Consider the following 24,927-nt stretch of genomic DNA (forward strand, 5'->3'; position numbering starts at 1 on the left):
ATCGGGAGGCCTGCCTCCCGATTACCGCTTTCAGATCTGAATCGATTCACACGGAATCGCCGAAACACGGAGCCTGTCCATGTCCACCGTATCCTCGTCCGCAAGTTCGATCGCCAGCACCGTCGCCGCCACTACTGCCGCGAGCAACGCCGCGCTGCAGGCAGCCGCGCAGTCGATCATCAGCGGCTCGACCAACTCGTCGATGGACGTGAATTCGCTCGTGACGGCGCTCGTCAACTCCAAGATCGCGGGCCAGGCTGCAACGCTCGCAGCAGAGCAGACGACGGACAATACCCAGATTTCCGCCTACGGCACGTTCTCGGCCGCCCTTTCCGCGCTGCAAGCCGGACTGACGTCGCTCTCGGATGGCACGGCCCTGAACGACTTCACGGCGACGATGAGCGGCACCGCAACCGGCATCACGGCCACGGCGGCCAGCGGTGCCGTAGCCGGCACGTATTCGATTGACGTCGCCCAGGTGGCGACGGCCCAGGTGCTGACCTCGACCGGCTATGACGCGAAGACGCCGCTCGCCTCCGGATCGAGCACGATGACCCTCTCCGTGGGCGGCAAGAGCACGACGATTTCGCTCGACAGCTCCAATAGCACGGTCTCCGGCATCGCGGCGGCCATCAACGGCGCGAGCAACAACCCGGGTGTTTCCGCGACCGTCGTCAACGGCGCGGACGGCGCTCACCTCGTGTTGCACTCGACCTCGACCGGCTCCGCGGGCGCGATCAGCGTGCAGATCGGCGATTCGAATGCGAGCGACGCACTGAATAATCTCGCTGTGTCGAGCAACAACGGCACGTCGTTGACCGGTACGTCGAGCGCCACCAGTGCGCAGCTCGCGGCGAATCAGTCGACGCTCGACGACGGCTCGGGAACGGGCGTCAAAAGCACGTCCTACTGGACCCAGACGACGGCCGCGCAGGACGCCTATTTCACGATCGACGGCACGGGCGTCACCAGCTCGACGAACACCGTCACCTCCGCACTGTCCGGCATTACGCTAAACCTCTCGGCTGCTTCGGTCGACACGACCGGTTCCGCGCCCCAGACGCTGACGGTCGCCCAGGACACCACCTCGCAGGCGAACACGATCAACCAGTTCGTCACGCTGTACAACACGCTTGTCACGACGATGGGCGCGTTGACCGCGTACAGTTCGACTGCGACGTCGCAGGGCGTGCTGCTCGGCGACTCGACGCTGAACATGGTGCAGAACCAGCTGGCCTCGATCGTCTCGACCGGCGTTAAAAACGGCAACACGACGACGAGCCTTGCTTCGATCGGCATCACGCTGAATGCGGACGGCTCACTCGCGGTCGACGACGACACGCTTGACAGCGCACTGAAGAATAACCAGTCGACGGTGGCCTCGCTGTTCAACTCCACCAACGGGGTCGCAGAACAGTTGAACACCAACATCACGAGCTATCTGTCGGATAGCGGCGTCATCAAGACGCGCACCGACGCGCTCAACGCGGACCTGACCAACCTCACGACGCAACAGACGTCGCTGACGAACTATCAGACGCAGCTCACCAGCATGTACAACGCGCAGTTCACCGCGCTCAACACGCTGATGGCGACGATGAACAACAACTCGCAATATCTGACGCAACTCTTCGGCGGTACGAACAGCGCCGGCGCGCTGTCCGACAACAAGAACTGAGCGCAGTAGGGAGAGGCCACATGGAATTCGCGACACGGATCAATCGCATCTGGGAACTCACCAAGTCCATCGAACAAGCAGCGGCTGTCGCCGAGTGGGAACAGGCGGCGGAGTTCGCGAGCGAGCGCTCGCCGCTCCTCATGTCGCTCTCCGCAGAGCAAGCGGGCGGCGCGCTCGACGTGCTCAGGCAGGTTCACGAGATCGACACCCGGATCGCCGCAGAGGCGCTGTTGGCTCAGGGCGAATTGCACACTGAATATCGGATGGCCATGCAGGCGACGCGTCAGGCGAACCAGTATCAACGCGTCGCGCAATTCTGAAGGCAGCGGTGAAGCGCAAGGGGGCTAAAAATACCGAGCCGGTTGCTGGCTGATCCATTCGATGTGCTGCAGCTGATCGAAATTGGGCGTATTCTCGTTCGCTCGCCCGTTATTGATCGATCGTGGAGAAAGCATGCAAAAGCGCAGGATTGGCCGTTCCGAATTGCAGGTCGCGCCGCTTATGTTCGGCGGCAATGTATTTGGCTGGACCGCCGATGAAGCCACTTCGTTTTCGATTCTCGATGCGTTCGTCGATGCCGGACTCGATTTCATCGACACCGCCGACGTCTATTCGGCTTGGGTACCCGGCAACCAGGGCGGCGAGTCTGAGACGATCCTCGGTAAGTGGTTCCGGCAGAGCGGCAAGCGCGACAAGATCGTGCTCGCCACCAAGGTGTCGAAGCATCCGCAGCGAAAGGGTTTGTCGGCGGCCAATATTCAGGCGGCGGTCGAAGATTCGCTGCGTCGCTTGCAAACCGATTACATCGACGTCTATTTTTCCCACGACGACGACACCGATACGCCGCTCGCCGAAACGCTCGGCGCCTATCAGAAGCTGATCGAGGCGGGCAAGGTGCGGGTGATCGGCGCTTCGAACTACAGCGGCGCGCGCGTCGAAGAGGCACTCGCCGTGGCCCGCCAGCATGGCTTGCCCGAATATCAACTGCTGCAGCCGGAATACAACCTGTACGACCGGGCCGAATATGAGCGCGATACCGAACCGGTGGCGCTCGCCAATCAGCTAGGCGTGGTCGTGTACTACAGCCTCGCGAGCGGTTTTTTGTCCGGCAAATATCGCTCACATGCCGATCTGGCCGGCAAGGCGCGTGGCAGCCGGGTCGAAAAATATCTGAACGAGCGAGGCTTGCAGATTCTGGGGGCGCTCGACCGCGTCGCCGACCGGCACGGCAGCACGCCGGCCGCCGTCGCGCTGGCCTGGCTGATTGCGCGGCCGAGCGTCACCGCCCCAATTGCCAGCGCGACTTCGGTGGACCAGCTCAGCAGCCTCGCGGCGGCCGTCCACCTGATGCTGACTGGCGACGACATCCGCGAACTGGACGAGGCGAGCGCCTGATCGCTCACGAGGCTTGGCGCAATCGCTAAACCCCTGGTAGGATGGAGAGTTTCCTGATATCATCGGGAGTGAATTGAGATCTTTGCCTGTTTCGTCAGTGTTTTTTCGTTGATGAAAGGTTGGCGAAACGGCAACAGGCGCGGCTTCTGCAATACGTCTGTCCGCGTTCCGCGGTGAGCTCCACACCTCTCTTTTCCGGCCTCCGTGGCCGCTTTGCCTCTCGTTTCATTCGTGGTTTGGCCGGGATTTCCCCGCGTTTGCCTGTTACTGGCCATGAATCGGAACGACCGGAGGGCCGGCGCGTGAGCGGTCTCCCGCCACGCAAATTAACCCGTATCAAGTGATTGAGTTAGGAATTACATGACGACGATTCTTCTGAAGGAAAACGAGCCGTTCGAAGTGGCAATTCGCCGCTTTCGTCGCGCAATCGAAAAGAATGGCCTGATCGCTGAACTGCGTGAGCGCCAATCGTACGAAAAGCCGACCACGGCGCGTAAGCGTAAGAAGGCTGCTGCTGTGAAGCGCCTGCACAAGCGCCTGCGCAGCCAGATGCTGCCGAAAAAGCTGCACTAAGCACGTTTTTCCGTACGCCGAACGGCGGTGTGAGCTTCGAAAGAAGCCACATCGCCGTTTTGCTTTTGGGCGCTGTTTTTGGTGGCAGGGAGGCTGCGACTTGGCGAGTGGGCGAGCGAAGCCGGATAGTGCCTCGGCCATCCCGGATGTGGTGAACCCCGGCAAGGCAAACGCGCTTGCGGCCTTCCCGACGCCATCGCATCTGTTATGCGGCGTTCTTCAGCTGGTCGGCGGACAGGCCGAACGGACGGGCAATCGAGCCCAGTCGTTCGCGCCATTCCCAAGTGCCGAATACGTCGTGCACATTTTGCAGGCAGCTGAGCAGATCGACGGTGGCCCACTTCGATTGGCGTTTTGCCGATAAGCGCACCCGAATACCTTCCATCGCAGCAGTCGTATAGTCGCGCGGCTTGATAAAACTGCCGACCGGGCAGCCGCCGCAATACCGCAATAACCGCGATAAGCCGCGCCGCCGCGCGGGGGCAACGCGGCACGTTTCCTGATCGAACAAATGGGCCACGGCCTGATCGAAAATGTCCTGATGGGTCAAAAAATTAAGCGTTTTCGTGGTTGGTCTCCAGCGCGTGGAGCAGCGGTTATTCGTTGTCTGGCGCATGAGCGGTGGTATCCGGCGCGCAGCGGTTGGCGAAGTTCGGACTGGCAAGGCGAAAATCCCTCACTTCCCGCTTTCGACTCGTCATGTTCTGCGCGGAATTGCGGCTGCCACTCCCACAGCGCTCTTCGCCTCTCATAACCGTATAACGGGCGAGATGCGTTGGAAGCGCCGTCGCGCTTTGCCTGATAGGTTGTCGAGGAGGGCCTGACGGGCATGCCGCACGCAGTCCCCGTCCCTCAGGCCGTGGGTAGGGGCGCGAGACGCGGCGGTGCTCGTGGGTTTCCCTGGACGGCTTTCGCTTTGTTAGAGCAGCGGCATCAGCCGATCCTCGTGACCTCAACGGGAGAGGCGCCGACCAACCATGGTCGGATTCAACCGGCCTTGCGATTACGCCCCTTTTTGCCCAGCGCGACGCATCGCGAGCGGCACATGCAATCCGTCTCATGGTCGTTCACCATGCCGACGGCCTGCATGAACGCGTAACAGATCGTCGAGCCGACGAACTTGCAGCCGTAGCGCTTGAGCCCCTTGCTCAGCGCGTCTGACACTTCGGTCGACGCGGGCGCCTGCTTGTAGGAGGCCCAATCGTTCTGGATCGGCGTTTGGTCGACGAACGACCACACGAAGTTGGCGAGCGAGCCATGCTCGGCCTGAATCTGCTGCACGGCGCGTGCGTTGCTGATGGCCGCTTCTATCTTGCCGCGGTGGCGCACGATGCCTTCGTCCGTCACCAGCTCATCCACGTGTTTCGGCGTATAACGCGCCACTGCGTCGATATCGAAGTCGGCGAACGCCCGGCGATAACCGGCCCGCTTGTTGAGAATGGTCGACCATGACAAGCCCGCCTGAGCGCCTTCCAGCACGAGCATCTCGAACAGATGCCGATCATCACGCGAAGGCACGCCCCATTCAGTGTCGTGGTAGTGTGCGAGCGCTTCGCTCGATACCCAGTTGCATCGCTGTGTCACTGTCGCGCTCCCGTTGTGATGTCGCCCGCCAGCATAGCTGAAGCGACGCGCATCGCAAGCTGGCCGTTCGGCCAATTGCGGGATTGAAAATGACCTGCCACGCTATGCGCTATTCACTCACGGAACTCAATCGACTCGATGAACCAGGACTTCTTTCTGATCGGCATTGACGGCGGCGGCACGGGTACGCGCGTGGTGCTCGGCGACGCGCGGGGGCGCGAACTCGCGCAGGCGGCAAGCGGGCCGTCGGGTTTGGGGCTCGGCATCGAGCGCGCATGGCAGGCCATCGAGGCCGGCTGCGGCGAAGCATTCAGGCGCGCGGGCAAGACCTTGGACTGGTCGCGCTGCGTGCTCGGTTGCGGCCTGGCGGGCGCCAACAATCGTGACTGGCTGAGCGAGTTTCGCGCGCAAGCGCCGGAGGTCGCCGGACTCGCGCTGGAGCAGGACGCTTATACGACGCTGCTCGGCGCGCACGGCGGTGCGCCTGGCGTGATCGTGGCGCTTGGCACCGGGAGTGTGGCGGCTTCGCTGTCCGCGGACGGCGCATTTCTCGTCGCCAGCGGTTACGGCTACCCCTCGGGCGACGAAGCGAGCGGCGCGTGGCTCGGACTGCGGCTCATCGTGCATGCGCAGCAGGTGCTCGACGGCCGCGTGCCTAACGACGACCTCGCGCGGGCGCTACTCGCCTGCACCGGCGCGCAGGACCGCGACGGTCTCGTCGTCTGGCTCTGCGCGGCCAATCAGACTGCTTATGCGAAGCTTGCGCCGGTTGCGTTCGAGCATCGCACGCATCCGTTCGTGGCGCGATGGCTCGGCGTGGCCGGCGTCGAAGTGGGCAAGATGGTTGCCGCACTGGACGCCTCGGGAACCCTGCCGGTCGCCCTGTGCGGCGGCTTGGGCGCGCCGTTGCGCGAGTATGTGCCGCAGGTCTACCAGGCGCGTCTGCGTGAGCCGCTCGCCGACTCGGCGCATGGTGGATTGCTGCTGGCGCAGCGCGAAGTGGCGCGTCTTGCCGGCTGAGAATGCAGGAGACGGCAGCCGCGATTCTGCGTGCGCGACCGGCACCGGTAAAATACGCACTTCGACGCTGCCCCGACCGCTCATACCATGTACAAAGTCATCGCCACCGATCTCGACGGCACGCTGCTCAACGCCGACCATCAGGTGGACCCGTTCACCGTCGCCACCGTGCGCAAACTGGAAAGCGACGGGCTGCGGTTCGTGATCGCAACGGGGCGCCATTATTGCGACGTCGCGGGTATCCGCGACTTGCTGGGCATCAGTCCGTATCTGATCACGTCGAACGGCGCGCGCATTCATGCGCCGGACAACACCGTGATCCACGCCGACGACCTGCCGCCGGCCATCGTCCAACGTTTGGTGCAGCCAGAAATCGTCGGTGCTCATGGCCGCGTGATCGTCAACCTGTTCGCCGACCAGGCGTGGCTGATCGACCGCGACGCGCCGCATCTGCTGAAATTTCATCAGGACTCGGGCTTCACCTACGAAGTGACCGATCTGCCGAAACACAACGGCGTCGATATTGCGAAGGCCCTCTATATCGGCGAGCCCGCCGATCTCGCCCAGGTCGCGCAGAATCTCGCACGCGAATTCGGCGACGACCTGTACGTGACCTACTCGCTGCCGGATTGTCTGGAAGTGATGACGTCGAACGTTTCGAAGGGGCGGGCGTTGCAAATCGTGCTCGAGCAGCTCAGCGTGGACGCGTCGCAGTGTGTGGCATTCGGTGACAACATGAACGACATCGACCTGCTGGAAACGGCTGGCCACCCGTTCATGATGAACAACGCCAATCCCGATCTCATCGCGCGTTTGCCGAACGTGCCGCGCATCGGCAACAACTTCGAAGCGGGCGTCGCGCACCATTTGCGCAAGCTCTTCTCACTCGACGACGAGCTGATGTCCTGATCCGCAAAAACCCCGGCCCGCATTCACATTTGTGAATGCGGGCCGGGTTGCCGCGTGAGGCCGGTCTGCCAGCGGCGCGGCGGGTCAAGCAAGGCTAGTGACGTCTGGCCGTTCCCTGGGCGGCGGTCAATCTCAATCGTGCCAGCCGCCTCGACGGTCACCCCTGTTATCGTGGCCCCAGTGGCGACTGTCGTGACCCCAGCCGCGGTCATACCGCTGGTCGCCGCGATAATAGTCGCCGCGCTCGCCGCGGTCATAGCGATGATTCCAGCCACCGTAGTACACGGGCTGCGGCGCCGCATAGACGCGGGCGGGCTGGGAATAAACCGGTGCGCCAAGCGACAGACCGATATTCAGATTTGTATGCGCTTGCGCGACACCGCATGCGCCCGCCGCGAGTCCGGCAGCAACCAGCAAATGAGTGACGATGCGTTTCATCTTGTTCTCCTGTGAAGCGACGCAGGTGTGTCGCACAGGACCAATGTACGCATTCCGCTCGGCCTTCATTGCGACGAGATGTTACGGACTGAAAGCATCGTCGCAATGTTTCAGCGGAGCAAGCGGCGGCATTCGGTCAAATCGTGCATCGCATGCAATTCGCTCAACAGCCCGTCGAATAAGGATTTTCAGCCTATCGGATCATGCCTGCTGACGATTTGCGCCGCGCTCGAGTGAGTTTGCCCCCGGCGCTCCGTAATCGCGGCTTACATCTGTATTACCCCATTAATCTGCCGCATTCGTCGAAACCGGGGCCGACGCGGCTGCCGATGGCGTCCCCGGCAGCGCCGCGCACGGACAATCGGTCGCGCGTCCGTCAAGCCCCTGACGGTCACGCTTGAAACTGGCGCGCGCCGTACCGTCCTGCCAGTCGAGGCGAACGACATAAATACTGTCGAAGTCGCCGCTTTCCCAGTTTGGAACGTCCGCGGCATTGCCGCCGTGCGCGCTCACCATCTGGCGCAATAGCTTGACGATGAGTTTGTGCTCCCACGCGACGACGATCAGCTTGTCCCGATTGGCCGGATTGATGAGCGCGGTGCCCAGCTGATCGATCTGCGCAAAGCCGTACGGCGTTTGCACCGGCATCTGGAATTGAATGGCCGTCGGCTCGATCGTTGCCAGCGGACGAACATAGTAGTAAGAACGGCCATTGTCGTTTTTTTGCTGACCGGGATCGGGCGCATAGATCGCATCCGGTTTGCCGAACTTGGCGGCGATCACGGCCGGCAGTGCCAGCGCACGGTTGAGACCCTGGCAGTTCAGTTGACCGAAGCCTTGCGCGGGTTTCTCGCCATGTCTCACGAACACGAGCGTTTCGATATTGCTGTTGGCGTCGGCTGCCTGCGCGGCGGGTAGGGCGAGCAAACCGCCGATGACGAGTGCGACGCGATGCAGGAACCTGCGGGAGCGAATCATCAGTAGCGCCTTTACGAGCCTGGAAGTGGCCGATTCTAGCAGCGCATTCACGGCCGCCTGGTGCTGGACGACAAGCCAGCGCTCACGCTTGCACCAATACAAAGCGGGCGCCGTAGCGCCCGCTTTGACTGCGTCGATAAACGAGCTTCGTTCAGTCGAGCGCCATTTCTTGCGCATTGCCGCTTCCGCTCTCTGCAATCAACGGATAAATCACGCCCGCGATCACAGCGCCGAGGATTGGCGCGACCCAGAACATCCACAACTGGTCGACCGCTGCGCCGCCGACGAACAGCGCCGGGCCGGTGGAGCGCGCCGGATTGACCGACGTGTTGGTCACCGGAATCGAAATCAGGTGAATCAGCGTCAGGCACAGACCGATGGCGATCGGCGCGAAGCCGGCCGGCGCGCGCTTGTCGGTTGCGCCGAGAATCACGAACAGGAAGAAGCCGGTCATCACCACTTCGCAGATGAACGCTGCAGCGAGCGAATAGTGCCCCGGCGAACGCTCGCCATAGCCGTTACTGGCGAAACCGCTGGCGGCGAGGTCGAAGCCCGGCTTGCCGGAGGCAATCAGCGACAGCACCAGCGCACCCAGAATCGCACCGATCACCTGCGCGGCGATGTATGGTACCAGGTCGCGAGCCGGAAAGCGGCCGGCGACGGTCAGCCCGACGCTCACGGCCGGATTCAGGTGGCAGCCGGAAATATGACCGATCGCAAAAGCCATGGTCAGCACGGTCAAGCCGAAGGCGAGCGACACGCCCACGAAACCGATGCCCAGGCCATGAACCGGGCCGGCGAAGTTTGCGGCGAGGACCGCGCTGCCGCAGCCCCCGAGCACGAGCCAGAAAGTGCCGAACAGCTCCGCGACAACGCGCTTTGACAACTCCATGATTGGTAATCCTAAAAAGATTGATGCTTCCGGAGCACACATGGCTGATTGCGGTGCATGCCTTGACCGCGCAATTCTAGGCAAAGACCGCCAAACCGGGTGTCAAGAATTGTCAATGCCGAGCGGCTGCTTTACCGATTATTGGTCGATAAAGATCCCTGTTTTTATCATTCGCCAATGGTTAATAATTATCAGAGGAAAACTTGCTAAATCGGTATTATTGGCCATTGCGAATTTTTATAATTACAGTTAGTCTGCCGTCGAATCAGTTCTAAAAAAGGGGAGAACCGAATGTCTCAATATGCAGACCTCAAGGCGCAGATCGCGAAATTGCAGGCACAAGCAGAAGAAGCGCGGCGTACTGAAATTGACAATGTGGTCGCCGACATCCGCCAAAAGATCGCTGAATACGGTCTAACCGCACAGGACCTCGGCTTTGCCGCTGCCGCCAAGCGCGGACGCCCGCCCAAGAAGGCGCCGCTGCCGGCGAAATACCAGGATCCGAAATCGGGCAACACGTGGAGTGGCCGAGGCAAACCGCCCAAATGGATCGTCGGCAAGAATCGCGAGCGCTTTTTGATTGGCGCGGTTTGAGTCGCGCTGCGGCGAGACCGAAAGCCAATTGAAGGTCGATCGGCGCTCCGGTTTATTTGACCGAAGCTAATTTGGGATGGAAGCGCATCCATTTCCGGCAATAAAAAAGCCGCCCTTGGGGCGGCTTTTCTGTGGAGGAAGCGGGATAACTCCGAATTCCTCGTGTGCGCAAACGATTCACGGGCCAGACTTGCCTGCTATTGACCTGCAAATCGGAAAGCGCGGCAAAGCGATGCACGCAAACAGGTAAGTGACCCACTCAACTGTCGAAGCAGCGGAACGCGAAAGCGCATCAGCTGTTTCAACCACAGGTTAGCCTACGGCAACCTGACGCAATACCGGGCGGCGCGTTGCATCGATCAGTGCCGAATAGCCATCGACATAGTTCTGCGCCATCGTTTTCGAACTGAAGCGGCGTTCGAACTGCGCGCGAATTTCGGTGCGCGACAATTCATCGAGACGCTGCAGGGCGGCTACCGCCCCTTGCACGTCCTCAACGATGTAGCCCGTCACACCGTGATCGATCACTTCCGGCACTGAACCGCGATTGAACGCGATTACCGGCGTGCCGCATGCCATCGATTCGATCATGACAAGACCGAACGGCTCCGACCAGTCGATCGGGAACAGCAGCGCCTTGGCGCCCGAGAGAAACTCCGGCTTCTGCGCTTCGTTGATCTCGCCTACGAACTCCACGTGCGCCATCGACAGCAACGGCTCGATTTCACGCTTGAAGTATTCCTGATCGACCTTGTCCACCTTGGCGGCGATCTTCAGCGGCAAACCGCTCTGTGCAGCGATCTTGATAGCTGTATCGACGCGCTTTTCCGGGCAGATACGGCCGAGGAATGCGAGGTATTCCGGCTTCTTGTGCGCTTGTGGCGTCAGCAGTTGCGCCGGCAGGCCGTGATAGATCGTGTTGAGCCAATTGGCCTGCGGCAGCGGCAAACGCTGCGAATCGGAAATCGATACCACTGGCACATTGGAAAACGCGTCGAACACCGGCTGCAATTCCGGCAGATCGAGACGGCCGTGCAGCGTGGTCACGAATGGCGTATCCATTGTGGTGAAGAGCGGAAACGGCATGTAGTCGAGGTGAAAGTGCAGCACGTCGAATTCATGCGCGACCTTGCGCACCTTTTCCATCATCAGGACGTGCGGCGCCAGCGCGTCGCGGATCGTCGGATCGAGGCGCAGCGCACGCGGCCAGCATGCGTCGAGATTCGCGGACGTGACCGAGTCGCCACTCGCAAACAGCGTGACGTCGTGGCCGAGGTCGACCAGGGCTTCGGTCAGATACGACACGACACGTTCGGTGCCGCCATAGAGTTTCGGCGGGACAGCTTCATACAGCGGCGCAATTTGTGCGATTCGCATGCGGTTTCTCCTATTCACAACGGCTTCGCACAGCGGCGCTCGAGTAGCGCGAGGAGCGAATGCCAGACGGACGGTGGGCGCGGTATGCCGCCGCCCGGGGGTGCTCCGAACCTGCATCGGGTAATCCCTTAGCGTTCATTATCGGGATCGGCCGCGCTAATTCGAGTCATTTTTCAAACGCTTAATGTTGTTACAGCGCGAAACATCGCGCGTTACAGCACATCTGGAAGGTTGTCCCGATAATCGGGACGGGTGATCCGGCCCGCATAGGAGAGCGCCGGCAGGTGACAGAGGCGACAGCAATTCGCGGGCCCGAGCGGTGATAACGATGACAACAAGCCGCTACCCGAGTCACATTGCATAGCAGTGAAAACGTCATATAATTGTTGTCCACCACTGCAAGTGCGGAATATGAACCGACACGAACTCACCGGTTAGGTCAGTCCGCTTTCAGCAAAAGATTCAAGACGCATCACGCAGCCCAAGCTGGGCGCCACCTCGCTTCATCCAATTCCCCGCGCAGCCGTCCGTGTAGGAAAAACTCCTACACCAATGACGGATTAATCCGTCAAGCAGGCAGGGTGTCTCTCCGATTTTCGTTCGCCCCCCCTTTCGAGACAATGGCCGCAACACTAGGAGCGAGCCAATTCGTGCGGTTCAAGCGCGCGCGTTCGAGCAAACGTTTCCGTAAACGGCCTGACCAGCCAGATATACCCCGGGGGAATCATGAGCGCGACAAGCGATATGCTCAATGAGATCAGAGAAGTCAACCTGTCTTATCTCCTGCTTGCGCAGCGGCTGCTGCGCGAGGACAAGCCTATGGGCATGTTCCGCATGGGGATTTCGGACCAGCTAGCCGATGTGCTTGCCAATCTGTCGTTGGCGCAGACCGTCAAGCTTGCGGCGTCCAATCAGGTGTTGTGCCGTTTCCGTTTCGACGACCATGCCGTGCTGTCCGCGCTCGCGGACAAAGGCAAATCGAGCGCCGTGGCCCAGGCGCATTCCGCGATCCTGATGGCAAGCCAGCCGGTCGAGCAGCTCGGCTGATGGCGATCCGTTTCTCACATAGAGCGACTGGGCGAGGGGAATGGCACGCGGATGACCACTAAAAGCGTCGTACTCGAAGTCAGGGAAATCACCCTGGCCATCGAACTGATTGAACTTGGCGCGCGTTTGCAATTGCTGGAGGCTGAAACCAGTCTGTCGCGCGACCGGCTCATCAAGCTGTACAAGGAACTGAAAGGGGTGTCGCCGCCCAAGGGCATGCTGCCGTTTTCGACCGACTGGTTCATGACCTGGCAGCCCAACTTTCACTCGTCGCTGTTCTACAACATTTACCGTTTCATGGCAGGGCACGGCGGCTGCCAGACGATCCAGTCGATCGTGAAGAGCTACCGGCTCTATCTGGAACACGTCCAGCTGCACGACGATGAGCCTGTGCTCAGCCTCACGCGTGCGTGGACGCTGGTGCGCTTCTTCGACTCCGGCATGCTGCAGATGACCACCTGCTGCCGGTGCGGCGGACATTTTGTCGCGCATGCGCACGATCCGCAGCATGCCTTCGTGTGCGGGCTCTGTCAGCCGCCGTCGCGCGCAGGTAAGACCAAGAAATTCGCCGACGCCCGGGCCCGCGAAAGTCTCGCCGCTGTCGAGGCTTGAGCCCAGCGGGCTGGGTTGGGCGCCTCGCATGTCGCCGGCAGCCCCGTCCGGCGGGCCTCACGGTCCGTCGGCAGGGCTGCCGGGCGGCCTCATTCCGCTATTACGCCGTACGCCGCGCGCGCTGGCCGCGCCGGTTGAGCAGCCCTCTGGTTTACACCGCAGCGGCCAGCCGCTTTTCCGTCAAAGTTTTCTGCTCCGTTGCCGTAAACCAGATTAACGACGGTCACCGTCGCTTCTTTGTGAGGGCTCGGCAGTGCTGATTTTCGTGGGAACACTCGTGACGCTTTTGTCCGTTTTCGGCGGTTACGCGCTGGAAGGCGGTCATCTCGGCGCGCTGCTGCAGCCCGTTGAAGTGCTGATGATCGTCGGCGCCGGTCTCGGCGCATTCATTCTCGGCAACGGAATGAAGACCATCAAGGCGACGGTGCGCGTCATCCCGACCCTCTTCAAGGGCGCGAAGTACAACAAGGACGTCTACATGGAGCTGATGGCGCTCCTCTACGTTCTGCTGGCGAAGGCGCGCAAGGAAGGCACGTTGACGCTGGAAGCCGACATCGATGATCCGACCAAGAGTCCGATCTTCACGCAGTACCCAAAGATTCTCGCCGACAAGCACATCATCGAGTTCCTGACCGACTACCTGCGGCTGATGGTGGGCGGCAACATGAACGCGTTCGAGATCGAAAGCCTGATGGACGAGGAGATCGAAACGCACCACCAGGAAGGCGAGGCGCCCGCGCATGCGCTGAACAAGGTCGGCGACGCGATGCCGGCGTTCGGGATCGTCGCCGCGGTGATGGGCGTGGTGCACACCATGGCCTCGGCCGACAAGCCGCCCGCGGTGCTCGGCGAGATGATCGCGCAGGCGCTGGTCGGCACCTTCCTCGGCATTCTGCTTTCGTACGGCTTGATCGGACCGCTCGCGAGCGTCGCCGAACAGCGCGTGACCGAGTCGACCAAGATGTTCCAGTGCATCAAGGTGACGATCCTGGCGAGCCTGAACGGCTACGCGCCGGCGATCGCCGTCGAGTTTGGCCGCAAGGTGCTCTTCTCGACCGAGCGCCCGTCGTTCGCCGAGCTCGAAGAGCACGTGCGCCGCGTCAAGGCGAAGTAAGGGGCGCTGGGAACCGAACCGATGAGCAAGGACAAAGACCGCGCCATTGTCGTCAAGCGCTCCGCGCCGAAGAAAGCCGGCCACCACGGCGGCGCGTGGAAGCTCGCGTACGCGGACTTCATGACCGCGATGATGGCGTTCTTCCTGCTGATGTGGCTGCTGAGTTCGGCGTCCACGGTGCAGTTGAAGGGCATCGCCGAATACTTCAACCAGCCGTTGAAGATCACGCTGTGGGGCGGCGACCGTAGCGCGGAAGATTCGAGCATCCTGAAAGGCGGCGGCCGCGACATCTCGACCGACGCGCAAGGCGTGACGCGCTCCACCGACGGCTCGAGCAGCCGCGCCGAGCGCACCGTCTCGCATAGCAACGAAAACTCGATGAAGCAGTTGCAGGGCGAGCTGGAGCGTCGCGAGCAGGTCCGCCTGCACGATTTGCAGGTCAAGCTGATGGCCGCGATCGAAGCGAATCCGGTACTGCGCCAGTTCAAGCAGCAGATCCGCATCGACTCGACGCTGACTGGCTTGCGCATCGAGATCGTCGACTCGCAAAAGCGGCCGATGTTCGCGACCGCCAAAGACCAGGTGGAGCCGTACATGCGCGACATTCTGCGCGAAATCGGCCACACGCTGAACGACGTGCCGAACCGCATCATCGTGCAGGGGCACACCGACGCCGCGCAGTACGCTGGCGGCGAGAAGGGCTACAGCAACTGGGAACTGTCCGCGGACCGTGCCAATGCGTCGCGTCGCGAGCTGATCGGCGGGGGCATGGACGAAGCGAAGGTGATGCGCGTGCTCGGCCTCGCGTCGACGCAGAACCTGAACAAGGCGGACCCGATGGACCCGGAAAACCGGCGCATCAGCATCATCGTGTTGAACAGGAAGTCGGAGGATGCGTTGAATCATGACGATTCCACCACGACCACCCTGTCGGACGACGCAGCCGGCTCCAAGCCGCTGCTGCAAAAACTTGCGCAGCCGGTGACGGTTGCACCGAAGTTGCCGGCGCCAGCGCCGGCGGCCCAGTAACAGACAGCGGTCGCCACACCGAAGCACGCGCCCCACTGGCGCGCACGGTGCGGCGATCCCAAGCGTTAAGTGCAGCGAGGTTTCAATGATCAGGCACATCCTGGCAATCGACGATTCGGCATCGATGCGGCAAATCCTGGCCGCAACGCTGACGACAGCGGGCTACGAAGTGACGCTCGCGGCGGACGGCGACGAAGGGCTCGAAAACGCCCTCGCGATGTCATTCGATCTCGTGCTGACCGACCAGCACATGCCGGGCAAAACCGGCCTCGATCTGATCACCGCGCTGCGCGGCAACCCGGCTTACCAGGCGACGCCCATCCTCGTCCTCACGACGGAATCGGGCGAGCCGTTCAAGGCTGCGGCGCGGGCGGCGGGCGCGACCGGCTGGATCGAAAAGCCGCTCGATCCCGACCTGCTGACCGAACTGGTGGCGGCGCTGGCCGAGCCGGATCAGGCGTAAGCGCGCCCCCTTAGACACGTTATAGAAAGCGCTCGGCGCGGCGGCACGGCAGCCCAAGCCCAGACAGGAACTCTCGCGGTGACCCAGGCATGACACTCGACATCACTCAGTTCTATCAGACCTTCTTCGACGAAGCGGACGAACTGCTCGCGCAGATGGAGCAGTTGCTGCTCAATCTCGATATCGCCCATCCGGACCCCGAAGACCTCGCGGCGATTTTCCGCGCGGCGCATTCGATCAAGGGCGGCGCAGCGACCTTCGGCTTCACCGCGCTGACGGAGACGACCCACATTCTCGAATCGCTGCTCGATCGCGCGCGCAATAACGAGCTCGTGCTGCGCAAGGACATGATCGACACGTTCCTCGAAACCAAGGACGTGCTGTCCGGCCAGCTCGCCGACTATCGCGCGAGCGCGGAGCCGGACGCGGCAGTGGCCCGCGCGATCTGCGCGAAGCTCGAACAGTTGCATGCGGAGAGCCGCTTCGGCGGCGCGCCCGCCGAGGCGCACGCCGTCTCCCACGCGGCGCCTCAAGCCGCGGCAGTGGCAGTGGCAGCGGCACAAATTGATGTACAAGCGGGAGAAGTACAACGCGGCACGCCGCCCGAGCACGTCGTTGAACAGGCGGTGCAGGCGGCGGTTGAATGGACTGACGGCGAACCGGCACAGACCGGGCAAGCCGCGCAGGCAGGCAAGGGCGACGGCAGCGCCGACCTTGCCGGTCCCCATCTGAAAATTACGCTACGGGGCGTTGGTGAGAAGGACCAGGAACTGCTGGCCGAAGAGCTCGGCAACCTGGGCAACATCGTCGGGCAGGTCAAGAGCGGCGGCGATCTGATGCTGTGGCTCGCGACCGACGTACCCTCCGACGACATCATCGCCGTGTGCTGTTTCGTGATCGACGAAAGTCAGATCTCGATCGGCCGCGGCACCGCACCGGCGGACGAGACGCAGCAAGGCGAACCTGGAACGCCCGACGCTGCCGCCTCGACCCCGGTGCAAGCAGCACAGGCAACACCGGCAGCACATGCGGTTCAGGCGGACCACGCAGCATCGCCGGCGGCCGGCATCGCTGCGTCCGCCGGGTCGGCGGCGCAAGGGCAGTTCGACGCGCCAGCGGCATCGGCAACGTCAGCAGCCCCGGCGCCCGCCGCGGCCCAATCTGCTGTGGCACCCAACGCGGCAACATCGGGCGCCGCCGCGCCCGCCGAACATGACCGCAAGGCAGCGCGTCCGGCGGCTGCAGCCGCAGGCGCGGAGGGCAGCTCGATTCGCGTCGGCGTCGAAAAGGTCGATCAGCTGATCAACCTGGTCGGCGAACTGGTGATCACGCAGGCGATGCTCGCGGAAACCACCAGCACGTTCGACCCGGCGCTGCACGATCGCCTCTTCAACGGCATGGCGCAGCTCGAGCGCAACGCGCGGGATCTGCAGGAAGCGGTGATGTCGATCCGCATGATGCCGATGGATTACGTGTTCAGCCGCTTCCCGCGTCTCGTGCGCGATCTGGCGGCGAAACTCGGCAAGGAGGTCGAACTCGTCACCTTCGGTCAGGCGACCGAACTCGACAAGAGCCTCATCGAACGGATCATCGATCCATTGACCCACCTCGTGCGCAACAGTCTCGACCACGGCATTGAAACCGTGGAGGCGCGGCGCGCGGCGGGCAAGGATTCGACCGGGCAACTGGTGCTGTCGGCGGCGCATCACGGCGGCAACATCGTCATCGAAGTAAGCGACGACGGCGCGGGTCTGCGCCGCGACAAGATTCTCGCGAAGGCGGCCAAGCAGGGCATGCAGGTCAGCGAAACCATGACCGACGAAGAAGTCTGGAACCTGATCTTCCTGCCGGGCTTTTCGACGGCGGAGCAGGTGACCGACGTGTCGGGCCGTGGCGTCGGCATGGACGTGGTGAAGCGCAACATCCAGTCGATGGGTGGTCACGTGGAAATCACCTCGCACGCCGGCAAGGGCAGCACCACGCGAATCGTCTTGCCGCTCACGCTGGCGATTCTCGACGGCATGTCGGTGAAGGTCGGCAGCGAGATTTTCATTCTGCCGCTGAACTTCGTGATGGAGTCGCTGCAGCCGCAAGCCGAGGACATCTACACGGTGGCCAACGGCGAGCGCGTGGTGCGCGTGCGCGGCGAATATCTGCCGCTCGTTGCCTTGCATGAAGTATTCAACGTCGAAGACGCGAAGCAGGAGCCCACGCAAGGCATTGTCACCATCATGCAAACCGAGGGGCGCCGCTTCGCGATGCTGATCGACGAGCTGGTGGGGCAACAGCAGGTGGTCGTGAAGAATCTCGAAACGAACTACCGCAAGGTGCACGGCATTTCCGCGGCGACCATTCTCGGCGACGGCAGTGTCGCGCTGATCGTGGACGTGGCGGCGCTGAACCGCGAAACACGCAACGCGCACGGCGCGATGAGCCTCGCATGACGACCGTGACGCGCGCGGAACGCGCACGGCGCACAGTATTCGCAACACTCATTCAACTTGTTTCATCCCAACCGTTTGGGGGCTAACGTGGCAGAAGTCCAATCCATCAATTCGAGCGGCGCGAACGCGAACGGTACGAGCAGCCGCCGCCACGCGCAGCAGGCGGACGCCGGCGGTCAGGAATTCCTCGTCTTCACGCTCGGCGCCGAAGAGTACGGCATCGACATTCTCAAGGTGCAGGAAATCCGCGGCTATGACAACGTCACGCGGATCGCCAATGCGCCCGAGTTCATCAAGGGCGTGATCAATCTGCGCGGCATCATCGTGCCGATCGTCGACATGCGCATCAAATTCCATCTGGGCCGCGTCGAGTACGACCATCAGACGGTCGTGATCATCCTGAACGTCGCGCATCGCGTGGTCGGGATGGTGGTCGACGGCGTGTCGGATGTGCTGACGCTCGCCACCGACCAGATCATGCCGGCGCCCGAATTCGGCGCGACGCTCACGACCGAGTACCTCACGGGGCTCGGCACCGTCGACGGCCGCATGCTGATTTTGATGGACATCGAAAAGCTGATGACCAGCCGCGAAATGGCGCTGATCGAAACGCTCGGCGTGTAGGCGGAACGCGGCGCGAACACAACGGCCAGGCGGAAACGAGAGATAGGTAAGGGAGCGTGAAGATGCTGAACAGGTGGTCGATCCGCACGTCGCTGACGATGGTGGGGGTCCTTCTGGTTGCGCTGACCGTGACGGTGGGCGCCCTCGGGCTAACCGCGTTGAATCGCGCGAGCGAGTCGCTCGATCGCATCGCGCGCGGCGACCTGGTGGCGATTCACGCACTCGACGACGCGGCTTCTTACCTGTTGCGCTCGCGTCTCGCGGTGGACCGCTTCAACACGCTGTCGGCCGCGGGCAATGCGGACGAAGCAAAGAAAGCGATCGACCGCGCGCAGGAACTGCTCGCCAAGGGCAACCAGAGCTGGCAGACCTATCTGGACGCACCGAAAGCCGGCGTCGACCAGGCCTTGCTCGACGACGTGCTCGCGAGGCGCAAGGCGGTGATGCACGAGGGCGTGGAGCCGGAGTTCGCGGCGCTGAACGCGAACGACATGGCCGCCTATCACGCGATCGCCGATACGAAGATCAGCCCGATGTTCATCGCGTACGACGCGGCGTCGGCAGCGGTCATCAAGGCGTTGCAGCAAGGCGTGACGCAGCAGCAGGAGAGGGCGCGGGCCAACGCGTCGCTGATGATGACGCTGATCGTCGCGGTGACGGTGTTCGCCTTGCTGCTGGTGGTGGGCATCCGCTTCGCGCTGCGCGGGCTGATCGTGCAGCCGCTGAAGGATGCGACGACCTGCTTCGAGCGGATCGCCTCGGGCGATCTGTCCGAGACGATCGAGGTATACAGCCGCAATGAAATCGGCCGCCTGTTCGACGGCATCAAGCGGATGCAGCAGAGCCTCTCGACGATGGTGAAGGCGGTGCACGGCAGCGCCGAATCGATCGACACCGGCGCGCGTGAAATCGCGATGGGCAACACCGATCTGTCGCAGCGCACCGAACAGCAGGCAGCTTCGCTGCAGGAAACCGCGTCGAGCATGGAGCAGTTAACCGGCACCGTGCGGCAGAACGCCGAGAACGCGCGTCAGGCGAGCCAGCTCGCCGTCAACGCGTCCGACATCGCCACGCGTGGCGGCGACGTGGTGAGCCAGGTCGTCACGACGATGCAGGACATTGCGATCAGCTCGAACAAGGTCGTCGACATCATCGGCGTGATCGAAGGCATTGCGTTTCAAACCAATATTCTCGCGCTGAACGCGGCGGTCGAAGCCGCGCGCGCCGGCGAACAGGGGCGCGGTTTCGCGGTGGTGGCCGGCGAAGTGCGCAGCCTCGCGCAGCGCAGCGCGAGCGCCGCGAAGGAAATCAAGGAGCTGATCGGCGACTCGGTCAACAAGGTGCAAAGCGGCTCGACGCTGGTCGGCCGCGCGGGCACGACGATGGACGAAATCGTGCAGGCGGTGCGCCGCGTGACCGACATCATGGGCGAAATCAGCGCGGCGTCCGAAGAACAGTCGGGCGGCATCGAGCAGGTGAATCGCGCGGTCGTGCAGATGGACGCAGTCACGCAGCAGAACGCGGCGCTGGTCGAGCAGGCGGCGGCAGCTGCCGCGTCGCTCGAAGACCAGACGCGTCAGTTGCAGGCGGTGGTGAACGGCTGGAAGGTGGCTGGCGGCCAGTCGCGCGCCAGCGGTACGGCGGGGCGTCAGCAGGCGGCAGCGCGGGTGAACGGCGGCGTGAGCTCGCAGCCCGGTAAACCCGTGGTGCAAGCGTCAACGGCGAATGGCCCGGCGCATCCGGCGGCATCAAGCGTTGCAAACGCGGCAAGCGCGGGCAGCACCGCATCGCCAGCGAACCCTGCGCCGGTTTCAGCGAGCCACGACGCAGGCGCACGCGTCGAACCGGCGCTCAAGCCGAAGGCGACGGCCCGCGCGGCTACCGGCGCCGTCGCACGTCCGGCTTCGGCAAGCCCCGCTGCGGCAGGCGCAGACGCGGATTGGGAAACGTTTTAGCAAGTGGCACAAAGACATGCAGTCATTCGGCATCTCGCCCGTTGATGGGCGAATCATCGAAGCACGCTGGTTCAGCGTGTCGCGGGCCGACTGCGTGTTGGCAAACCTCGCGGGCGGGCGCGACCCCGCGAACATATCCGTTTCTGCGCTGGCGTCTTCGCCGGCTGGCAAACGGCATGGCTCGTATCGCAGGCAGGAATTCACATGATGGCAACGCGCGCACAGCAACGACCCGGACGGGCGAGTCCCGAACGGGTCACGCCCGATCGGGCGGAGTCGGGTAGGTCTAGCGAGCAGACACGGGACTTCGAATTCACGTCGGTGGATTTCGCCCGCATTCGCGAGCTGATTCATCGCAGCGCGGGTATTTCGCTGTCGGATCACAAACGCGACATGGCGTACAGCCGCCTCGCGCGCCGCTTGCGTGCGCGCGGCCTCGACACATTCAAGCAGTATCTCGATCTGCTCGAAGCGGAAAACGACCCTGCCGAGTGGGAAGCGTTCACCAATGCGCTGACTACCAATTTGACGGCGTTCTTCCGCGAAGCGCATCACTTTCCGGTTCTCGCCGACTTCGTGCCGCGTCGCGCACAGCCGGTGTCCGTGTGGTGCTCGGCGGCGTCGACCGGTGAAGAGCCGTATTCGATCGCGATGACGCTGATCGAGGCGCTCGGCGAAAGCGGCGCGCGCCAGGCGTCGGTGCTCGCCACGGACATCGATACCCAGGTGCTCGCGAAAGCCGAAGCCGGCGTGTACCAATTCGATCAGGTGAAGCACCTGTCGCCCGAGCGGCTCAAGCGCTTCTTCCTCAAAGGCACCGGCGCGCATGCGGGAATGGTGAAGGTGCGCCCTGAAGTACGCGCGCTGGTGCGCTTCGAACAACTGAACCTGACCGAGCGCGACTACCAGTTGCGCTCGCAGTTCGACGCGATCTTCTGCCGCAACGTGATGATCTATTTCGACAAGCCGACCCAGGCGCAAGTGCTCGCGCGCTTCGAGCCGCTGATGAAGGCGGGCGGCCTGCTGTTCGCCGGGCACTCGGAAAACTTCACGTACGTGACGCAGGCATTCAAGCTGCGCGGGCAGACCGTCTACGAATTGGCGCGCGACGTGGGCGGCGCCCGCCCTGCGTCACGCTCGACCGGCGCAACGGGCAACACCGCGCACCACACGACGAGCGGGGTGGCAGCATGAGCAGCGCCCTGCCGATTGCATCGAATCTGTATTACGACAACCACTTCCAGCGCCCAGGCGTGAAGCTGTTGCCGAACGAGTTCTATACCACCAGCGAAGACATGGTGCTCGTCACCGTGCTCGGTTCGTGCGTCGCGGCCTGCATTCAGGATCGCACGGCGGGCATCGGCGGGATGAATCACTTCATGCTGCCCGACGACGGCGCGGACGTCGCGCAAGCCGCATCGGATTCGATGCGCTATGGCGCATACGCGATGGAAGTGCTGATCAACGAACTGATCAAGGCGGGTGGGCGGCGCGAGCGCTTCGAAGCGAAGGTGTTCGGCGGCGGCGCGGTCCTCGCGGGTATGACGACGATGAACATCGGCGATCGCAACTCGGAATTCGTGCGCCGCTATCTGGCGACCGAAAAAATCCGTATCGTCGCCGAGGATTTGCAAGGCTCGCATCCGCGCAAGGTTGCCTTCATGCCGCGCACCGGCCAGGTGATGGTGAAGAAACTGCGCGTGCAGCAGGAAGCGGGCGTCGCCGAACGCGAACGCGCGCTCGTGCGGCAGAGCCCCGAAGCGCGCGCCGAACGGCTGGCGGCGGCGCGCAAGCGGGTCGAACTGTTCGCGGCGCCCGCCGCCGCGCGCCCGCGCATCGAGCTGTTCGGCGCGAGCCCGCGACCGATTAATTCAAACAACGCCAGAACCACAGAGGAGGCGTGAGCGCTGTGCAAAAGATCAAAGTACTGTGCGTCGACGATTCGGCGCTGATCCGCAGCCTGATGACCGAAATCATCAACAGCCAGCCGGACATGACCGTCGTCGCGACCGCACCCGACCCGCTGGTCGCGCGCGATCTCATCAAGCAGCACAATCCAGACGTGCTGACGCTCGACGTCGAAATGCCGCGCATGGATGGGCTCGACTTCCTCGAGAAGCTCATGCGTTTGCGGCCGATGCCGGTCGTGATGGTGTCGTCGCTGACCGAGCGCGGCAACGAAATCACGCTGCGCGCGCTGGAACTGGGCGCGGTCGATTTCGTCACCAAGCCGAAGGTCGGTATTCGCGACGGTATGCTCGACTACTCGGAAAAGCTCGCCGACAAGATTCGCGCGGCGGCCCGTGCGCGCGTGCGCCAGGCCGCGCCGGCACAGCATGCGGCCGCGCATGCCGCACAGGCCGCGCATGCGCCGGCCGGCGCCGCGCCGCTCTTCAACAATCCGTTGCTCAGTACCGAGAAGCTGATCATCGTCGGCGCGTCGACGGGCGGCACCGAAGCGATCCGCGAGGTGCTGGTGCCGCTGCCGCCGGATGCGCCCGCCGTGCTGATCGCACAGCACATGCCGCCGGGATTTACGAAATCTTTTGCGCAACGCCTCAATGGTTTGTGCCGGATTACCGTTAAAGAAGCTGAGCATGGCGAACGCGTGCTGCCCGGACATGCGTATATCGCGCCGGGCCACGCGCACTTGTTGCTGGCGCGCAGCGGCGCCAACTACATCGCGCATCTGTCGGACGAGCCGCCAGTCAACCGGCATCGCCCGTCGGTCGACGTGCTGTTCCGTTCGGCCGCGCAGCATGCGGGCAAGAACGCGGTCGGCGTGATTCTGACCGGGATGGGGCGTGACGGCGCCGCCGGGCTGCTGGAGATGAAAAAGGCGGGGGCGTACACCCTCGCGCAGGACGAAGCGAGCTGCATCGTGTTCGGCATGCCGCGCGAAGCGATTGCGCTCGGTGCGGCCGACGAGATCGCGGCGCTGCCGGAAATGAGCCGGCGCGTGATGGCGCGTTTGTCGTCGATGGGTGACCGCGTTCAGCGGGTATGATGCGCACCGGATGGATCGAGGCGGGTTAAGCGCCGCAACATGGAACAAGCAAAGGGAATGAAATGGATAAGGGAATGAAGATTCTGGTAGTTGACGACTTTCCGACGATGCGCCGGATCGTCCGCAACCTCCTGAAGGAACTGGGCTACTCGAACGTCGACGAGGCGGAAGACGGTCAGGCGGGTCTCGCGCGTTTGCGCGGCGGCACCTACGAGTTCGTGATCTCCGACTGGAATATGCCGAACCTGGACGGCCTCGCGATGCTCAAGGCCATTCGCGCCGACGCCGCCCTCGCGCATCTGCCGGTACTGATGGTGACGGCCGAGTCCAAGAAGGAAAACATCATCGCGGCGGCGCAGGCCGGCGCGAGCGGTTATGTCGTCAAGCCGTTCACGGCCGCGACGCTCGACGAGAAGCTCAACAAGATTCTCGAGAAGATGGCGAAAACCGGGAGCTGACGTGAATTTGCCGACTCATGCGCCTCACGCCGAAGCGGTCGGCGAGAGTGGCGACCACGCGTCCGACCGCATTCTCGCCCGCATTGGACAACTGACGCGCACGCTGCGCGATTCGATGCGCGAGCTCGGGCTCGACAAGCACGTCGAGCGTGCGGCGGAAGCCGTGCCCGACGCCCGCGATCGTCTCAAGTACATCGCGGACATGACCGAGCAGGCTGCCGAGCGCGTGCTGTCGGCGATCGATGTCGCCAAGCCGGTTCAGGAGCAACTGCAGAAGGACGCGGGCGAACTCGACGCGCGCTGGGAGCAGTGGTACGCGGCGCCGATCGAGCGCGAAGAAGTGCGCGCGCTGATGAACGACACGCGCACCTTCCTGCGCGGGGTGCCCGAGGCGACCAGCGCGACCAACGCGCAGTTGATGGAGATCATGCTTGCCCAGGACTTCCAGGATCTGACCGGCCAGGTCATCAAGAAGATCACGGATGTCGTGTACCTGATCGAGCAGCAGTTGCTCGGCGTGCTGGTCGAGAACATCGCGCTCGAACGGCGCGAGCAGTTCGCGGCCAACGCGGCGGCGCTCGCCGCCGAGGTGTCACCGACCGGCAGCCCCGAACATCTGCTGAATGGCCCGCAGATCAATCCGGAAGGCAAGACGGATGTGATGCAGGATCAATCGCAGGTCGACGACCTGCTCGCCAGCCTGGGTTTCTGACGCTGGCAGCGCTGGCGGACGCCT

At 63.0% G+C, this 24,927-nt stretch carries 27 protein-coding genes; 21 read left to right on the forward strand and 6 right to left on the reverse strand.

Annotated elements, in window-relative coordinates:
• The first annotated feature begins 79 nt into the window (after window positions 1-79).
• From fliD to rpsU, 4 genes are all read left to right on the forward strand, one after another.
• Window positions 80-1,678, forward strand: a complete 1,599-nt coding sequence (fliD, locus tag CIC12_RS04095) for a flagellar filament capping protein FliD (protein ID WP_168662422.1) — start codon at window positions 80-82, stop codon at window positions 1,676-1,678.
• A gap of 20 nt (window positions 1,679-1,698) precedes the next feature.
• On the forward strand, window positions 1,699-1,998 hold the full coding sequence (locus CIC12_RS04100; RefSeq protein ID WP_168662424.1) for a flagellar protein FliT: 300 nt from the start codon (window positions 1,699-1,701) through the stop codon (window positions 1,996-1,998).
• 133 nt (window positions 1,999-2,131) lie between these two features.
• Window positions 2,132-3,073, forward strand: a complete 942-nt coding sequence (locus tag CIC12_RS04105) for an aldo/keto reductase (RefSeq protein WP_168662426.1) — start codon at window positions 2,132-2,134, stop codon at window positions 3,071-3,073.
• A 360-nt stretch (window positions 3,074-3,433) separates the two neighbouring features.
• Entirely contained in the window at window positions 3,434-3,646 is a 213-nt protein-coding gene (gene rpsU, locus CIC12_RS04110; RefSeq protein WP_006050883.1) for a 30S ribosomal protein S21, read from the forward strand.
• Between the two features lie 205 nt (window positions 3,647-3,851).
• Here the strand turns inward: rpsU and CIC12_RS04115 are convergent, their stop codons facing one another.
• Window positions 3,852-4,262 (reverse strand): hypothetical protein, encoded by a 411-nt coding sequence (locus tag CIC12_RS04115; protein WP_168662428.1) that lies wholly within the window; start codon window positions 4,260-4,262, stop codon window positions 3,852-3,854.
• A 371-nt stretch (window positions 4,263-4,633) separates the two neighbouring features.
• Window positions 4,634-5,230 (reverse strand): DNA-3-methyladenine glycosylase I, encoded by a 597-nt coding sequence (locus CIC12_RS04120; protein WP_168662430.1) that lies wholly within the window; start codon window positions 5,228-5,230, stop codon window positions 4,634-4,636.
• Between the two features lie 138 nt (window positions 5,231-5,368).
• Between CIC12_RS04120 and CIC12_RS04125 the strand changes: the two genes are divergently transcribed.
• Window positions 5,369-6,250 (forward strand): BadF/BadG/BcrA/BcrD ATPase family protein, encoded by an 882-nt coding sequence (locus CIC12_RS04125; RefSeq protein ID WP_168662432.1) that lies wholly within the window; start codon window positions 5,369-5,371, stop codon window positions 6,248-6,250.
• A gap of 87 nt (window positions 6,251-6,337) precedes the next feature.
• Window positions 6,338-7,159 carry a Cof-type HAD-IIB family hydrolase gene (locus tag CIC12_RS04130; RefSeq protein ID WP_168662434.1) on the forward strand — a complete coding sequence of 274 codons (822 nt, stop codon included), beginning with the start codon at window positions 6,338-6,340 and terminating at the stop codon, window positions 7,157-7,159.
• 132 nt (window positions 7,160-7,291) lie between these two features.
• On the opposite strand, the gene CIC12_RS04135 is transcribed toward CIC12_RS04130, so the two are convergent.
• The 3 genes from CIC12_RS04135 to aqpZ form a co-directional block, all read right to left on the reverse strand.
• The gene (locus tag CIC12_RS04135) at window positions 7,292-7,597 is read right to left on the reverse strand and encodes a PXPV repeat protein (protein ID WP_168662436.1); all 306 of its coding nucleotides are present in this window, start codon (window positions 7,595-7,597) and stop codon (window positions 7,292-7,294) included.
• A gap of 285 nt (window positions 7,598-7,882) precedes the next feature.
• Window positions 7,883-8,575, reverse strand: a complete 693-nt coding sequence (locus tag CIC12_RS04140; RefSeq protein ID WP_168662438.1) for a histidine phosphatase family protein — start codon at window positions 8,573-8,575, stop codon at window positions 7,883-7,885.
• Between the two features lie 151 nt (window positions 8,576-8,726).
• Window positions 8,727-9,467: an aquaporin Z gene (gene aqpZ, locus CIC12_RS04145; protein ID WP_168662440.1), complete on the reverse strand. Its 741-nt coding sequence runs from the start codon at window positions 9,465-9,467 to the stop codon at window positions 8,727-8,729.
• On the opposite strand from aqpZ, the gene CIC12_RS04150 reads away from it, so the two are divergent.
• The gene (locus CIC12_RS04150) at window positions 9,466-9,720 is read left to right on the forward strand and encodes a hypothetical protein (protein ID WP_168662442.1); all 255 of its coding nucleotides are present in this window, start codon (window positions 9,466-9,468) and stop codon (window positions 9,718-9,720) included. The genes aqpZ and CIC12_RS04150 overlap by 2 nt on opposite strands.
• A 38-nt stretch (window positions 9,721-9,758) precedes the next feature.
• Window positions 9,759-10,061 (forward strand): H-NS histone family protein, encoded by a 303-nt coding sequence (locus CIC12_RS04155; protein WP_121316031.1) that lies wholly within the window; start codon window positions 9,759-9,761, stop codon window positions 10,059-10,061.
• A 312-nt stretch (window positions 10,062-10,373) separates the two neighbouring features.
• On the opposite strand, the gene CIC12_RS04160 is transcribed toward CIC12_RS04155, so the two are convergent.
• Window positions 10,374-11,438: a glycosyltransferase family 4 protein gene (locus CIC12_RS04160; RefSeq protein ID WP_168662444.1), complete on the reverse strand. Its 1,065-nt coding sequence runs from the start codon at window positions 11,436-11,438 to the stop codon at window positions 10,374-10,376.
• Window positions 11,439-12,164: 726 nt separating this feature from the next.
• Here CIC12_RS04160 and flhD point away from each other — a divergent pair.
• From flhD to cheZ, 13 genes are all read left to right on the forward strand, one after another.
• Window positions 12,165-12,485 (forward strand): flagellar transcriptional regulator FlhD, encoded by a 321-nt coding sequence (flhD, locus tag CIC12_RS04165; RefSeq protein WP_013589958.1) that lies wholly within the window; start codon window positions 12,165-12,167, stop codon window positions 12,483-12,485.
• 51 nt (window positions 12,486-12,536) lie between these two features.
• A complete protein-coding gene (flhC, locus tag CIC12_RS04170; RefSeq protein ID WP_168662446.1) occupies window positions 12,537-13,097 on the forward strand; it encodes a flagellar transcriptional regulator FlhC in 561 nt (186 codons plus the stop codon).
• A 253-nt stretch (window positions 13,098-13,350) separates the two neighbouring features.
• A complete protein-coding gene (gene motA, locus CIC12_RS04175) occupies window positions 13,351-14,211 on the forward strand; it encodes a flagellar motor stator protein MotA (protein WP_042327136.1) in 861 nt (286 codons plus the stop codon).
• A 21-nt stretch (window positions 14,212-14,232) separates the two neighbouring features.
• Window positions 14,233-15,240 (forward strand): flagellar motor protein MotB, encoded by a 1,008-nt coding sequence (gene motB, locus CIC12_RS04180; protein WP_168662448.1) that lies wholly within the window; start codon window positions 14,233-14,235, stop codon window positions 15,238-15,240.
• An 85-nt stretch (window positions 15,241-15,325) separates the two neighbouring features.
• Entirely contained in the window at window positions 15,326-15,703 is a 378-nt protein-coding gene (locus tag CIC12_RS04185; protein WP_121316026.1) for a response regulator, read from the forward strand.
• Window positions 15,704-15,792: 89 nt separating this feature from the next.
• Complete coding sequence (gene cheA, locus CIC12_RS04190; RefSeq protein WP_168662450.1) at window positions 15,793-18,147, forward strand: chemotaxis protein CheA; 2,355 nt, start codon at window positions 15,793-15,795, stop codon at window positions 18,145-18,147.
• An 87-nt stretch (window positions 18,148-18,234) separates the two neighbouring features.
• Window positions 18,235-18,771, forward strand: a complete 537-nt coding sequence (locus tag CIC12_RS04195; protein ID WP_168662452.1) for a chemotaxis protein CheW — start codon at window positions 18,235-18,237, stop codon at window positions 18,769-18,771.
• 62 nt (window positions 18,772-18,833) lie between these two features.
• Window positions 18,834-20,726 carry a methyl-accepting chemotaxis protein gene (locus CIC12_RS04200; protein WP_168662454.1) on the forward strand — a complete coding sequence of 631 codons (1,893 nt, stop codon included), beginning with the start codon at window positions 18,834-18,836 and terminating at the stop codon, window positions 20,724-20,726.
• Window positions 20,727-20,930: 204 nt separating this feature from the next.
• Window positions 20,931-21,920, forward strand: a complete 990-nt coding sequence (locus CIC12_RS04205; protein WP_168662456.1) for a CheR family methyltransferase — start codon at window positions 20,931-20,933, stop codon at window positions 21,918-21,920.
• Window positions 21,917-22,630 carry a chemoreceptor glutamine deamidase CheD gene (gene cheD / locus CIC12_RS04210; RefSeq protein ID WP_168662458.1) on the forward strand — a complete coding sequence of 238 codons (714 nt, stop codon included), beginning with the start codon at window positions 21,917-21,919 and terminating at the stop codon, window positions 22,628-22,630. The genes CIC12_RS04205 and cheD overlap by 4 nt, the downstream gene beginning before the upstream one ends.
• Window positions 22,631-22,635: 5 nt before the next feature.
• Complete coding sequence (locus CIC12_RS04215; protein ID WP_168662460.1) at window positions 22,636-23,733, forward strand: chemotaxis-specific protein-glutamate methyltransferase CheB; 1,098 nt, start codon at window positions 22,636-22,638, stop codon at window positions 23,731-23,733.
• A gap of 62 nt (window positions 23,734-23,795) precedes the next feature.
• Window positions 23,796-24,191 carry a chemotaxis response regulator CheY gene (cheY, locus tag CIC12_RS04220; RefSeq protein ID WP_168662462.1) on the forward strand — a complete coding sequence of 132 codons (396 nt, stop codon included), beginning with the start codon at window positions 23,796-23,798 and terminating at the stop codon, window positions 24,189-24,191.
• A 1-nt stretch (window position 24,192) separates the two neighbouring features.
• Window positions 24,193-24,903: a protein phosphatase CheZ gene (gene cheZ, locus CIC12_RS04225; RefSeq protein ID WP_168662464.1), complete on the forward strand. Its 711-nt coding sequence runs from the start codon at window positions 24,193-24,195 to the stop codon at window positions 24,901-24,903.
• The last annotated feature ends 24 nt before the right edge of the window (window positions 24,904-24,927 follow it).

The organism is Paraburkholderia sp. SG-MS1 (assembly GCF_012275575.1).
Classification (GTDB): Bacteria; Pseudomonadota; Gammaproteobacteria; order Burkholderiales; family Burkholderiaceae; genus Paraburkholderia.

Coding starts and splice junctions, on each gene's coding strand:
- CIC12_RS04155 (WP_121316031.1), top strand. CDS start 9,759: ATGTCTCAATATGCAGACCTCAAGGCGCAGATCGCGAAATTGCAGGCA.
- rpsU (WP_006050883.1), top strand. CDS start 3,434: ATGACGACGATTCTTCTGAAGGAAAACGAGCCGTTCGAAGTGGCAATT.
- cheY (WP_168662462.1), top strand. CDS start 23,796: ATGGATAAGGGAATGAAGATTCTGGTAGTTGACGACTTTCCGACGATG.
- CIC12_RS04130 (WP_168662434.1), top strand. CDS start 6,338: ATGTACAAAGTCATCGCCACCGATCTCGACGGCACGCTGCTCAACGCC.
- CIC12_RS04160 (WP_168662444.1), bottom strand. CDS start 11,438: ATGCGAATCGCACAAATTGCGCCGCTGTATGAAGCTGTCCCGCCGAAA.
- motB (WP_168662448.1), top strand. CDS start 14,233: ATGAGCAAGGACAAAGACCGCGCCATTGTCGTCAAGCGCTCCGCGCCG.
- cheA (WP_168662450.1), top strand. CDS start 15,793: ATGACACTCGACATCACTCAGTTCTATCAGACCTTCTTCGACGAAGCG.
- CIC12_RS04205 (WP_168662456.1), top strand. CDS start 20,931: ATGATGGCAACGCGCGCACAGCAACGACCCGGACGGGCGAGTCCCGAA.
- CIC12_RS04150 (WP_168662442.1), top strand. CDS start 9,466: ATGATTGGTAATCCTAAAAAGATTGATGCTTCCGGAGCACACATGGCT.
- fliD (WP_168662422.1), top strand. CDS start 80: ATGTCCACCGTATCCTCGTCCGCAAGTTCGATCGCCAGCACCGTCGCC.
- flhC (WP_168662446.1), top strand. CDS start 12,537: ATGACCACTAAAAGCGTCGTACTCGAAGTCAGGGAAATCACCCTGGCC.
- CIC12_RS04115 (WP_168662428.1), bottom strand. CDS start 4,262: ATGCGCCAGACAACGAATAACCGCTGCTCCACGCGCTGGAGACCAACC.
- CIC12_RS04105 (WP_168662426.1), top strand. CDS start 2,132: ATGCAAAAGCGCAGGATTGGCCGTTCCGAATTGCAGGTCGCGCCGCTT.
- CIC12_RS04125 (WP_168662432.1), top strand. CDS start 5,369: ATGAACCAGGACTTCTTTCTGATCGGCATTGACGGCGGCGGCACGGGT.
- cheD (WP_168662458.1), top strand. CDS start 21,917: ATGAGCAGCGCCCTGCCGATTGCATCGAATCTGTATTACGACAACCAC.
- aqpZ (WP_168662440.1), bottom strand. CDS start 9,467: ATGGAGTTGTCAAAGCGCGTTGTCGCGGAGCTGTTCGGCACTTTCTGG.
- CIC12_RS04135 (WP_168662436.1), bottom strand. CDS start 7,597: ATGAAACGCATCGTCACTCATTTGCTGGTTGCTGCCGGACTCGCGGCG.
- CIC12_RS04100 (WP_168662424.1), top strand. CDS start 1,699: ATGGAATTCGCGACACGGATCAATCGCATCTGGGAACTCACCAAGTCC.
- CIC12_RS04200 (WP_168662454.1), top strand. CDS start 18,834: ATGCTGAACAGGTGGTCGATCCGCACGTCGCTGACGATGGTGGGGGTC.
- flhD (WP_013589958.1), top strand. CDS start 12,165: ATGAGCGCGACAAGCGATATGCTCAATGAGATCAGAGAAGTCAACCTG.
- CIC12_RS04185 (WP_121316026.1), top strand. CDS start 15,326: ATGATCAGGCACATCCTGGCAATCGACGATTCGGCATCGATGCGGCAA.
- CIC12_RS04140 (WP_168662438.1), bottom strand. CDS start 8,575: ATGATTCGCTCCCGCAGGTTCCTGCATCGCGTCGCACTCGTCATCGGC.